The sequence below is a fragment of the Desulfosporomusa polytropa genome, from assembly GCF_055380075.1.
The window spans coordinates 4539363-4551335 of record NZ_AP042400.1; the positions used below are offsets into that span (position 1 = coordinate 4539363).

Genomic DNA, 11973 nt, shown 5'->3' on the forward strand with positions numbered 1-11973 from the left:
AGGTGGGAGAAGGATGAAAAAAAGCGTAGTCATCGCTGCCGTGCTGGCGGTACTGGTGAATATCGCCGGGACCGTAGCAGCGGCCGGACCAACGAATCCCTTTGGCGACGTCCCGGCTAACCACTGGTCCTATGCTGCGGTCAACAAACTAAAACAAGACGGGATCATTGACGGCAACGGCCAAGGTACTTTCGGGGGTGACAGAACGGTTACCCGCTATGAAATGGCGCAAAGGATCGCCCGGGCTATCTGGAATACGGAAAAAGCCAATGCAGAGGATAAGGTAGTAATCGATACACTCGCGGCAGAGTTTACCAGTGAACTTATCAGTTTAGGGGTGCGTGTCGCCCCCCTGGAAAAGAAAAGTGACAAGATAACGATCTCCGGCTTTCTGCACCTGTCTGACCAGGTATGGAATAACAGCGGCTCTTTTGCCGGTCATACTTTGGCTACCGGCGATACCCCGCACCCGAACGACGGTCACTATCCGGCCGTTGGTATGGATCTCTATGTCAATTACAAGATTAACGACAAATGGCAAGTGAAAATCGAGAATGAAGCTGTGAGAGATTTCAGAACAGGCGGCTTCTGGTCCCGCATTCCTAACGGCGACGGCACATATACGACGATTGACGGCACGGTTAGCGGTTCGCAGCGCTATGATCAAATGTATGCGGAGGGGCTTGTCGGCGCTGCTACAGTAAAAGCCGGCCGGTTTGATTACGGAGCCGCCTACGGATTAATGGTTACTCCTGGTCGCAAAGGGATCAATGGGGTTCAGTTGGCGGTTGGCGACCGGAACCGGACCACGTTGACCTATGGCTATTTCCGGCAAGGCTGGACTGGTAACGCGACCAATCCCTATCTTATTTCTAACAAAGCAGACAACCGGTATGCAGCGATTGAATTTGACGCCCCGCTTGCCAAAGACCTCAATGTAAAAGCAGCCTATCATAACCTAGCCACTGACGGCTCCGATACAAGCATTGTGTCAGACAATATTAGCCTGTGGGAAGTCGGTGTCGATACGATGATCGGCAAAAAACTGAACCTGTTTGCCACATATGGCAAATCCGATGCCTCAAGTCAGAACACGGCCTATATGGCCGGGATTACCTATGGAAAAGCTGATCTCAATACCCCCGGCTCTTATTTCGTAACGGCCCGCTATCTGAACGCCGAGGCCAAGGCTTCCATTGCCCCGGATAACTACTGGGTGTCAAAATATGATTGGGGTCTGAAAGGGCCTGAGTTAACAGGGCAGTTCATCATTGATAAAAATATGGATATCTTTTTGTGGGCTGCCTCCCTGAAGCCTACTGACGGTATTCATACCGGCAAGCTAAACACTGTCAAACTGGGGGTTGACTTCTACTTCTAAATTCTTGGCAGTTATGGGGATACAAGGCTATAAAAGAGTGGGCGTGTCGCTTTTGCGACACGCCCGTTCACGTTATTTGTTAGATGTGCTGGGCTCTGCAGTTAATACTATTTTATCTGCAGCAGTGCTCAGATGTACCAGGCTGCCTTCAGGTACCTCACCGCGGATGATCATTTTGCTTAGCTCGGTTTCTACCAGACGGCTGATGAGCCTTTTTAGAGGACGGGCGCCAAATTGGGGATCATAACCGGTTTGGGCGAGTAGGGCAAGGGCCGCGTCATCCCATTTCAGGGTAATAGTTAGCTGCTTTTGCAGCCGTGTATTCAAATTTTCCAGCATAATTGCTGCAATATCAGCCACTTGTTTGGTAGTGAGTGCATTAAATACGACAATATCATCAATCCGGTTCAAAAATTCAGGCCGGAAATGTTGTTTTAAAAGCTCTAGCACCCGTTTTTCCGCAGTCGTAAAGTCGCTGTTCAAAATTTCGTGTGAGCCCAGGTTGGAGGTCATAATAATGATGGCGTTCTTGAAGTCAACGGTACGTCCTTTGCTGTCAGTCAGTCGCCCATCATCAAGAATTTGCAGCAATATATTAAACACATCATTATGGGCTTTTTCCACTTCGTCCAGCAGAATAACGCTGTACGGGCGGCGGCGTACGGCTTCGGTTAATTGACCACCTTCATCATAACCAACATAACCGGGAGGTGCGCCAATGAGGCGGGCCACGGCGTGTTTTTCCATATATTCGCTCATATCCAGGCGGATCATGCTGCGCTCGTCATCAAAAAGTATCTCGGCCAGAGTTTTGGCAAGCTCAGTTTTACCTACACCGGTCGGTCCTAGAAAGATAAAGGAACCGATCGGCCGGTTGGGGTCCTTTATGCCAGCCCGGGCCCGAATGATAGCTTCGCTGATGGCTGTCACGGCTGTATCTTGGCCGATTACCCGTTGATGCAGGTAGGATTCCAGGTTGACTAACTTTTCCCGCTCACCTGTCAGGAGCTTGGTGACCGGCACGCCTGTCCAGCGACTGACTACTTTGGCAATGTCGTCTTCGTCCACTTCTTCCTTGAGCATGGTTTTGTGAGAACGATTGTAGCTGAGTTGTTCTTCTTGCGTTTTAAGCTTTTTCTCCAATTCTGGCAGACGTCCATATTTAAGCTCAGCCAGACGGTTTAAGTCATAGGCTCGTTCGGCGGCTTCCATTTGGGTACGGACGGTTTCAATTTCTTCCTTGACTTTTCGTTGCTCAACAATGGCCTGCTTTTCCAGTTGCCATTGCGCTTTTAGGGCGTCTGCCTGTTCTTTAAGTCCCGCTAATTCGTGGTGAATGCGTTCTAGTTTGTCTTTAGAAGAAGGATCACTCTCTTTTTTGAGGGCCTGTTCTTCGATTTCTAGCTGCATGACCCGACGCAGAAGTTCGTCTAGCTCGCTGGGCATGGAGTCAATTTCAGTGCGCAGTTTGGCTGCGGCTTCATCCATCAGATCAATGGCTTTGTCCGGTAAAAACCGGTCGGCAATGTAGCGGTCAGACAGCACGGCTGCGGCCACTAAGGCAGCATCTTTAATCTTTACGCCATGGTGTACTTCGTAACGTTCCCGTAAGCCCCTGAGAATGGAAATGGTGTCTTCCGTGCTGGGTTGGTCCACCAGTACGGGTTGGAAACGGCGTTCTAAAGCGGTGTCTTTTTCAATATGTTTGCGGTATTCGTTTAATGTTGTGGCGCCAATGCATTTGAGTTCTCCTCTGGCCAGCATCGGCTTTAGAATATTGCCGGCATCCATGGCGCCCTCGGCCGCACCGGCGCCGACAACGGTATGCAACTCATCAATAAATAGAATAATCCGGCCTTCCGCTTTGGTAATTTCGGCTAATACTGTTTTGAGGCGCTCCTCAAATTCACCGCGGAATTTGGCACCGGCTACCAGGGCTCCGAGGTCCAGGGAATATACAATCTTATTTTTCAGGGTCTCAGGCACATCACCGGCAACAATACGCCGGGCTAATCCCTCAACAATGGCGGTTTTACCAACACCAGGTTCACCAATAAGCACAGGGTTGTTTTTCGTGCGGCGAGATAGAATCTCAATAGTCCGGCGGATTTCTTCATCCCGGCCGATTACCGGATCAAGCTTGCCTTGTGTGGCCAGTTCTGTCAAATCACGACCATACTTGTTGAGTGCCTGAAGGTTTTCGTCAGGATTATCATTTGTAATAGGTTGACCGCGTCTAAACTGATTCACCACTTCTTGAATCCGGCTTCGGGTCAGTCCGAAATCACGGCACACGGCTACTAAATCATTGTCACCGTCTTCGGCAATAGCTATCAACAAATGTTCGACACTAACATACTCATCTTTCATGGTTTTGGCGTGTTTCTCAGCTACGGCCAAGACCCGCATCATGGCCGTATTCATACGTAAACCGCTTTCCTGGCCACGCACTGAGGGCAGAGTGTTCAAAAGTTGTTCTAGTTTAGTAGTTAGTAAGCGTACATCGATAGTTAGTTGGCTTAACAGATAGGCCATAATGCCCTCGGCATCTTTAACAAGGGCGAGAGCAAGATGTTTGGCCGTTAGTTCTTGATGATAGTTCAGAGCGGCAAGCTGTTGTGCTTCCTGCAAAGCGGCGGCTGCTTTTTGGGTATATTTTTCGCTGTTCATGATTGTTACCTCCTAAAAAATATGTCATACTTCAAGCGAGATCTTCACAGGTAATATTTACAATTCAATATTAACAGAAAAGCGGTATTAATTGGAGTTCGATAATAATTCATAGTGAACGGTTTTAAGCGAATTAGGCTGATTTTATGCAAAAAAAGCGTAGCAGACGCAGAGGATCTAACCTTTACTGACTTTTTGACTTTTATTGACCTTAAAAATACATATTAGCAAATAAATTTGTAGGGAGTAGAAATTTTTTTTGCTAAAAAACTTACCATTTTTAGTGTATAATATACTGATTAAGGTGAATTATACATATAATTTGCCTGTATGACTTTTATATGAAGCAGGTGTAGAATATTGGCGTTGTCTTTCTCAGATATTGCTGTCAGTGGGCTATGGCCAAGCAGCTATGTTTATGTTGCAATTGGTATGCTTATTAGTATTGTTATTTATTTGTTGAAAAATAATTATCAGTATAAGCGGACCGTTCGGCTATTACAGCAACAGAATGAAGAATATATGACAGTTCATGAGGAATTAGCGGCCCAGGAGGAAGAACTCAGACAAAATTTTAATGAGCTATATCTAAGTGATGAAACTATTAGGCAAAACGATGAAATACATCAGTTACTTACCGAAGGCTCCAATGATGGTTTGTGGATATGGGATATTGTTACTGATGTTAAGACAGTATCTGAACGTGGTTGGAATATGCTGGGACTACCAGAGCAGGCGGTAAATACGAAAGAAAAATGGAAACAGGAGATTGTACATCCTGAGGATTTACCACGCATGGTGGCTGAACTGGAACGCCATTTTAGTGGTCAGGATCCTTTTTACCAAGTTGAGTACCGGGTCAAATCCGCACAGGGCGGCTACCGTTGGATTTTATCGCGAGGCAAGGCATCATTTGATAGTTATGGGCAGCCAGTGCGGATGGCGGGCTCGTATACCGATATTTCTGACCGTAAATATAAAGAAGAAAGAATTAAGCATATGGCTTATTATGATGCGCTTACTGGCCTTGCTAACCGGGAACTGTTGATCGAAGTTGCCAAGGAAGCGCTAAGCGTGACTACCAACAGTAACAAGCGAAGTGCTTTGATTTTTATCGATATTGATAATTTTAAACTAATTAACGATACGTATGGACATTCCTGGGGGGATAAGTTACTTGTCAGTATTAGCAAGCGGCTGTCAGCGCTGGTAGTTGATGTAGGTATGGTTGCTCGCTGGGGTGGTGATGAAATTGTTCTATTTTTACCAGCTATGGATAGTATTGAGGAAGTAACGGCTTATGCTGACAAGATGATGCAAGAGCTTGAAGAGCCGACCAACGTAAACGGACATGATTTCCACATTACGGCCAGTGCTGGTATGGCTGTTTATCCTGAACATGGCGATAATGTGGAAGAACTTTTACGCAACGCCGATATGGCTATGTATGCAGCCAAAACGTCAGGTAAGCATATCTATCGGTTTTTTGATAAGTCTATGCATGATGCGGTTGTTGAAAAAATGCTGCTGGAAGCCCGGTTGCGCCAGACTGTTGACAATGGTGAGCTTAGGCTGTATTATCAACCGCAGTACAACATGAAGGCTGCTCAGATTGAAGGGTTTGAGGCGTTGCTTAGATGGGAAAGTCCTGATTATGGCATGGTTTCACCGTTAAAGTTTATTCCCTTAGCAGAAGAAACTGGGCTTATTGTTGGTATTGGTAATTGGGTGTTGAGAGAAGCTTGCACCTTTAACCAAGCGCTATATGCACGCGGGCAGGGACGGTTGTGTACAGCGGTAAATATCTCAGTAGTGCAGCTTATTCAAAAGGACTTTGTTCAAGTGGTTGCTGAGGTATTAGCTGAAACCGGTTTACCGCCAGAGTATCTGGAGTTAGAGATTACTGAGAGTGTATTAATGGAGCGGTTTGAGGACAATGTTCGCAAGCTAGAAGAGCTTAGGAGCAAGGGAGTGCGGATTGCGCTTGATGATTTTGGCAGCGGTTATTCATCACTGACCTACCTGAAAAAGTTACCTATTACAGCTCTGAAAATTGATAAAGGGTTTATTGATGATATTGCAATTGGTGATAATAAGATTGCAATTACAGGCAGTATTATTGAATTAGCGCATGAGATGGGATTGGTCGTGGTTGCGGAAGGCGTTGAGACTGAGGAGCAATTTGCCTATCTTAAGCAAAAAAGCTGTGATTATATTCAAGGATATCTTATTAGCCGACCGCTGCCACCGGAAGAATTTATAAAAAAATTGCAGGGGTGAGAATTGTGAAAAACGTGTTAACAATTGCTGGCTCTGATTCAAGCGGCGGTGCTGGCATTCAGGCAGACCTGAAAACATTTGCGGCCCATGGCGTGTTTGGGATGAGTGTTATCACTGCCGTTACTGCGCAAAATACGCAAGGTGTATTTGCTGTCCAGGATATTACACCTGAGGTAATTGCTAAGCAGATTGAGGCTATTTTTGACGATATTGCGGTTGCTGCGGTTAAAATTGGCATGGTATCGCAAATCGAAACAATTAAAATAATTGCGGCTAAATTAAAGGAGTATGGTGCGATAAATATTGTGGTCGACCCGGTTATGGTGTCCAAAAGTGGGTATCATCTGTTAAATCCAGCGGCTGAGGTCACACTGGTGCAAGAGCTGCTGCCACAGGCAACGATTGTGACTCCGAACATCCCTGAGGCTGAGGTCATTACTGGACGAACTATTGCTACGCTAACAGATATGGAGGCCGCAGCCCGCGCAATTTCGGCTATGGGCCCGAAGAATGTGTTAATTAAGGGCGGCCACTTGGCTGGTGATTCAACAGATATTCTGTTTGATGGACAAGAGTTTGTTTATTTTGAATCCCGCCGGATTGCGACTAAAAATACGCATGGTACAGGCTGTACATTGTCTTCGGCTATTGCAGCCAATCTGAGCCGGGGATTATCGGTGGCAGAGGCTGTCGCGCGGGCCAAGGAGTATATAACCATTGCTATTGAACACTCGTTGACTATTGGTAAAGGGGTAGGGCCAACTCACCATTTTTATACTTTATATAAAAATGCGGGATTACTTGCTGAATAGGTGCAGTCTTTGGCATTAAAGAAAATTGCAAGCGCAGGCGGGTGATATATTGTATCATTATATATGTTTGCGGCTTAACGGGCGGGTATAGCAGTTAGGAGAGTTAGAAACAGGAGTAGCTTCTGTTTCTAACTCTTTTGTTGGTTCAAGATTACTTTGAACTACATCAGGGGAGTACTTAGCTTGTGCTCGTTCTGGTGGTGGCGCTGGTGCTGGCGCTGGTTCTGGTGGCGGCGGCGTTATTCCTTCCGGTGGCGGACCAAAACAGGAATGGTCATGACAATGGCGGTCTAGTACCTGGCGCAGTAATTCGAGGATAATGATTTGTTCTGCTGTTTGACAGGAATCATCCTCTAAGGGGCCGCAGTTGGCTAAGAGACGGATGATATCGACAGGTGCACAGGTCACAGCCAAAAATTGACTGCTAAAGGCGATCTTACAACATAACAGCTCAAGCAAAATATCAATAAGTGTTCCCGCTCGATCATAGCGGATAACAGCTCGTTCAAATATCTCAAAAGGTACACCAGGCGTGCGACGTATTTCTTCTGCTGAGCCGACCAGTAGCCGGTAAGAGCTAACTAATGAAGCGAAATTAGGAATAACGGCAGTGATATCACTTAGTATCGTATCAATAATAGTTTGCGTACTGTTGGCCATACATAACCCCCCATTAGAGATACTTATACTATATGGCGTATGTATTCTGGCGGCTAAATATAACTGCAGCTAAATATTCATTTTCTATCTTCTATACTAAAAGTACTTTGGGGTATAATGACTATATAGTAAAGGCTGGATAATGGGAGGCACATATGCAGCACGGTCCGTCGATGGTTGCAATGCTGATTGTTTTTTTTATTTTGTGGGGAATAATGTGGCTGGGTGGTCGGGTTTTAGCCAAATGGCATCCGGCTTATGCCGGGAAAAGAGTTCGCGCTGGCTACTGGCTGGTGACGGCTTTGGCGGTGGCGATTCTTATTTTTAGCCGGTGGCTGCGGCCAGTGAGCGGTTTTCCCGGGGAATGGTTCAGATATTTTATTTATGCTGCCTATGTCTGGATGACTGGTTTGGTATTCATGCTGGTGGTATTGGTGGTTGGTTATGTTGCCAGGCTGGTGGTGAGGAAGTTTAGAGAACAGTCACACCCCGAACTGATGCAAGACGAATATTCAACGCCGGGGAGCTTAACACGCCGTCAATTTTTGCAGGGGGCCTTAGCGGTTGTTCCGGCAATGCCGTTTGCTGTTAGTGCTTATGGTGTAATTGGCGGAGACACAACGATTGTTGTTAACCGGCATACATTGGCGTTTGCGCAATTACCGCCCGCGCTGGAGGGATTTACCATTGCCCAAATAAGCGATACTCATATTGGGCCTTTTTTCGGGATGGATAAGCTAGAGCGGGTGCTTGCTATGGTTAGACAGGAACAACCGCACCTGCTTGCCATTACCGGTGATTTGGTGGATGATTTAGATTTATTGTCACCAACAATCAAGCGGCTGACGGCCTTTCAGGCTGAGCTGCCATATGGTATTTTTTATTGTTGGGGCAATCATGAATATTTTCGGGATATCAGCCGTATTCGTAAGGCGCTTTATGGGAGTCCGATTGCCGTGTTGGAAAACCGCCATCAGGAAGTAAGAAATGGTCTGTATTTGGCTGGAGTCGATTATCCATGGAGCAAAAATAAGGTCGAACAAGAGGCTAAATGCCAGGAGTTTTTTGCGCAAGCAGTTCGCGGAATACCTGATGATGGGTTTGCAGTACTTTTGGCGCATCATCCTGATTTTTTAGATAATGCGTTTAGGGCGGGGGTGCCATTGACATTAGCTGGACATACGCATGGCGGTCAGGTAGCTGTTGGCGGGGCCTCACTACTGCCTGTGCAATATAAATATATGAGAGGTATGTTCCGTCAAAATAGCTCATATGGGTATGTCAGTGCCGGTACAGGGCATTGGCTGCCGCTGCGTATTGGCTGCCCGGCAGAAGTTACTTTTTTTACGTTAAAGCGGGGGATAGTATGAACCAAGTACCAGACATCATTGGTCCTAATCTAAAAATCTTGTTTATCGGTTTTAATCCAGGCGGCAGATCGGCAGAAACAGGCCATCATTTTGCCGGTTACTCCAATCGGTTTTGGAAATTGCTGGCAGTAGCTGCGCTTACACCGCATCAGTTTAAACCAGAGGAAGATGGGCAGTTACTGCCCTTGGGGTTAGGTATTACCAATATCGTGGATCGCCCCAGCCGAACGGCTGCCGAGATAACCAAAGCGGAGTATCAGGAGGGACGAATCGTTTTGCAGGAGAAATTGCAGCGATATACACCCAGGGTTGCCTGCTTTGCCGGTGTAGGGGTATACCGGGAGTTTACGCGTCAGGCACGGGTTACCTGTGGCTGGCAAGCTATCAGTGTGGTAACAGGGGTGGCTGATTTTGTTGTGCCGTCGCCCAGCGGGCTGACGCGGGTCGTGTTTGCCGAGCAATTGGCCTATTATCAGGAACTGAAAGGGTATGTAACATAAATTAGGTTGCGGTCAATATAAAACGGTGTATAATTATAAACGATTATACATACAGAAAGAGGTGCATATTGTGTTGAAAAGATGGATGGTTTATGTTGGCCTGATTCTAGTGGTACTGACCCTTGGTCTCACCGGTTGTGGTGGTAAACAGTCAGAAGCTAAAGTTCTTAAGGTGGGTGCTGAAGCTACCTTCCCGCCATTTGAGTTCCAAGACGAAAAAAGCAAAGAGTATGTTGGTTTTGATGTGGATATTATGAAGGCTATTGGCAAACAAATGGGGATGGAAGTACAAATTGTCAATACCGGCTTTGATGGCTTGATCCCGGCGCTGGAAAGCAGTCAGATTGATGTCATTGCATCAGCCATGACAATTACTGATGAACGCGCTAAAAAGGTCAATTTCTCTAAACCGTATTATAAATCTGGTTTGTCAATCGTAGTGAAAGCAGACAATACCACGATTAATAATTTTAAGGACCTGGAAGGCAAGCGGATTGCTGTACAAATTGGTACTACAGGCGCGGAAGCTGCTAAGAAGATCAAAGATGCCAAAGTTCGCGAGTACAACAGTGCGTCTGAAGCCTACCTTGAACTTAAGGCCGGCGGGGCTGACGCAGTCCTCAATGACTTGCCGGTAAGCCAATACTATCTGGCCCAAGGCGGCAGCAAAGATGCCAAACTAGTTGGTGAGGTTCTTGATGCTGAGGAGTATGGTATTGCCGTAGCTAAGAAAAACACCGAAATGGCAGGTAAAATCAATAAAGCATTAGAGGAAATCAACAAAAACGGCGAATATGCGAAAATATATGAACATTGGTTTGGTAAAAAGCCGCAATAAGCGAACGATATAGGAAAAGACTCATCTTTCAGATGGGTCTTTTTTTTCGGAGAATCAAGATAGTTTTCACTATAGTTACAGAGTTAATTTATACTTTGCGGAATAGTTATTGCAGTTTACGCTATTCTTTTATATGATTAAATACAGATAATCTATTTGTTCGTTTATAAGTGCTGCGCACTAAAAAAGGAGTTGTTGGCATGAAAAAGTTACTGTTAGGCGGTCAGGCCATTATTACCGGCAGTGGTTCTATTGCTGAACTTAGTAAGATTAAGGCTAGCCGGGCCTTCATTGTCACTGGCGGCAGTGCGATGCAGACAAGCGGTGTAATTTCTAAGATAGAGGGAATTCTTCAAGAGAATGGCTGCAAGACATATAGTTACGGAGGGATCAGCAAAAATCCTGATACGCAGGCTGTACTTGACGGGCTTGCCAAGATGCGGGAATGTAAGCCTGATTTGCTAGTGGCTGTTGGTGGTGGTTCACCGATTGATGCAGCCAAGGTTATGGCGCTTTTTTATGAGTATCCGGAGCTTGATTTTGCCACAGCCCAAACCGGAGAACTGCCTGTTTCTCGAAAAAACCTAACTTTTGTGGCTATTCCTTCTACCTCTGGTACGGGGACAGAAGTAACCAAATCGGCAGTTATTACTTTTCGTGAACTTGAACTCAAAATTGGTTTAAAAACGCCGGCCTTTATTCCTGATCTGGCGATACTTGATCCGGACATTACTATGACCATGCCGCCCAACGTGGTGGCTGAGACCGGCATGGATGCCCTTACGCATGCTGTGGAGGCTTATATCAATCGGAGTCTGGACGATTTTACCGAAGTGTTAGCTAAAGGGGCGGTAGCTGGTTTGCTTACCTGGCTGCCGGTATCTTATCACGAAAAGACCAAGGAAAGCCGGGAAAAGGTACATCATTATCAGTGCATAGCCGGCTTAGCCTTTGAGAATACAGGTTTAGGGATGGCGCATGGTATTGCGCACGCCTTTGGCGGCAAGTTTGATCTGGGGCATGGACTGATAAATGCGATTGTATTGCCATCGGTACTTGCCTATAATGCTCAAGATGAATTTGTGGGTGCGCGTCTGGATGAATTGGCCCGTAGTATTGGGCGTAACGGGCGGCAGGAGTTTATTGCTGCCGTAAAGGAACTAAATCAGCAGCTCGGTATTCCAGCTGGACTGGCTCAGGCTGGCGTCAGTCACGCCGCTTTTGAAGAAGGTTTTGAGGAATTGGCAGCTAACTGTCTCAAGGGCTCTACGCGGGTTAATCCGGTGCCAGTAACGCTGGAACAAATGAAAGTAATTATCAAAAATATTTACTAATATCGAATCAGTTCTAATTATATATTCCGCAGTAAAGAAGATTACAGGCGCAGGCGAGCGGTGTATTGATAACGCTCCACAACGGAGCGTTTAATCCGCTTTCGCCAACACACCACCCGCCTGCAAAA

At 46.3% G+C, this 11973-nt stretch carries 9 protein-coding genes; 7 read left to right on the top strand and 2 right to left on the bottom strand.

Annotation, left to right across the window (positions count from 1 at the left end; translation table 11 throughout):
• Positions 1 to 13 precede the first annotated feature (13 nt).
• A complete protein-coding gene (locus tag ACZ449_RS22965) occupies positions 14 to 1381 on the top strand; it encodes an S-layer homology domain-containing protein (RefSeq protein WP_464258366.1) in 1368 nt (455 codons plus the stop codon).
• A gap of 72 nt (positions 1382 to 1453) precedes the next feature.
• Here the strand turns inward: ACZ449_RS22965 and clpB are convergent, their stop codons facing one another.
• Positions 1454 to 4051 (bottom strand): ATP-dependent chaperone ClpB, encoded by a 2598-nt coding sequence (gene clpB, locus ACZ449_RS22970; protein WP_464258367.1) that lies wholly within the window; start codon positions 4049 to 4051, stop codon positions 1454 to 1456.
• A gap of 360 nt (positions 4052 to 4411) precedes the next feature.
• Here clpB and ACZ449_RS22975 point away from each other — a divergent pair, with 360 nt between their 5' ends.
• Positions 4412 to 6331 carry a putative bifunctional diguanylate cyclase/phosphodiesterase gene (locus ACZ449_RS22975; protein WP_464258368.1) on the top strand — a complete coding sequence of 640 codons (1920 nt, stop codon included), beginning with the start codon at positions 4412 to 4414 and terminating at the stop codon, positions 6329 to 6331.
• A gap of 5 nt (positions 6332 to 6336) precedes the next feature.
• On the top strand, positions 6337 to 7143 hold the full coding sequence (gene thiD, locus ACZ449_RS22980; protein WP_464258369.1) for a bifunctional hydroxymethylpyrimidine kinase/phosphomethylpyrimidine kinase: 807 nt from the start codon (positions 6337 to 6339) through the stop codon (positions 7141 to 7143).
• Positions 7144 to 7200: 57 nt separating this feature from the next.
• Here the strand turns inward: thiD and ACZ449_RS22985 are convergent, their stop codons facing one another.
• Complete coding sequence (locus ACZ449_RS22985) at positions 7201 to 7803, bottom strand: hypothetical protein (protein WP_464258370.1); 603 nt, start codon at positions 7801 to 7803, stop codon at positions 7201 to 7203.
• 155 nt (positions 7804 to 7958) lie between these two features.
• On the opposite strand from ACZ449_RS22985, the gene ACZ449_RS22990 reads away from it, so the two are divergent.
• The 4 genes from ACZ449_RS22990 to ACZ449_RS23005 all read left to right on the top strand — a co-directional run bounded on the left by ACZ449_RS22990 (position 7959) and on the right by ACZ449_RS23005 (position 11845).
• Positions 7959 to 9173, top strand: a complete 1215-nt coding sequence (locus ACZ449_RS22990; protein WP_464258371.1) for a metallophosphoesterase — start codon at positions 7959 to 7961, stop codon at positions 9171 to 9173.
• On the top strand, positions 9170 to 9673 hold the full coding sequence (locus ACZ449_RS22995; protein WP_464258372.1) for a mismatch-specific DNA-glycosylase: 504 nt from the start codon (positions 9170 to 9172) through the stop codon (positions 9671 to 9673). The genes ACZ449_RS22990 and ACZ449_RS22995 overlap by 4 nt, the downstream gene beginning before the upstream one ends.
• An 85-nt stretch (positions 9674 to 9758) precedes the next feature.
• Positions 9759 to 10511 carry a basic amino acid ABC transporter substrate-binding protein gene (locus ACZ449_RS23000; RefSeq protein ID WP_464261927.1) on the top strand — a complete coding sequence of 251 codons (753 nt, stop codon included), beginning with the start codon at positions 9759 to 9761 and terminating at the stop codon, positions 10509 to 10511.
• Positions 10512 to 10711: 200 nt separating this feature from the next.
• Positions 10712 to 11845 carry an iron-containing alcohol dehydrogenase gene (locus ACZ449_RS23005; protein ID WP_464258373.1) on the top strand — a complete coding sequence of 378 codons (1134 nt, stop codon included), beginning with the start codon at positions 10712 to 10714 and terminating at the stop codon, positions 11843 to 11845.
• The last annotated feature ends 128 nt before the right edge of the window (positions 11846 to 11973 follow it).

Excerpts from the sequence above, each read along its gene's own strand:
- clpB (WP_464258367.1), bottom strand. The coding sequence starts at position 4,051 with ATGAACAGCGAAAAATATACCCAAAAAGCAGCCGCCGCTTTGCAGGAA.
- ACZ449_RS22985 (WP_464258370.1), bottom strand. The coding sequence starts at position 7,803 with ATGGCCAACAGTACGCAAACTATTATTGATACGATACTAAGTGATATC.
- ACZ449_RS23005 (WP_464258373.1), top strand. The coding sequence starts at position 10,712 with ATGAAAAAGTTACTGTTAGGCGGTCAGGCCATTATTACCGGCAGTGGT.
- ACZ449_RS23000 (WP_464261927.1), top strand. The coding sequence starts at position 9,759 with ATGGTTTATGTTGGCCTGATTCTAGTGGTACTGACCCTTGGTCTCACC.
- ACZ449_RS22995 (WP_464258372.1), top strand. The coding sequence starts at position 9,170 with ATGAACCAAGTACCAGACATCATTGGTCCTAATCTAAAAATCTTGTTT.
- ACZ449_RS22990 (WP_464258371.1), top strand. The coding sequence starts at position 7,959 with ATGCAGCACGGTCCGTCGATGGTTGCAATGCTGATTGTTTTTTTTATT.
- ACZ449_RS22965 (WP_464258366.1), top strand. The coding sequence starts at position 14 with ATGAAAAAAAGCGTAGTCATCGCTGCCGTGCTGGCGGTACTGGTGAAT.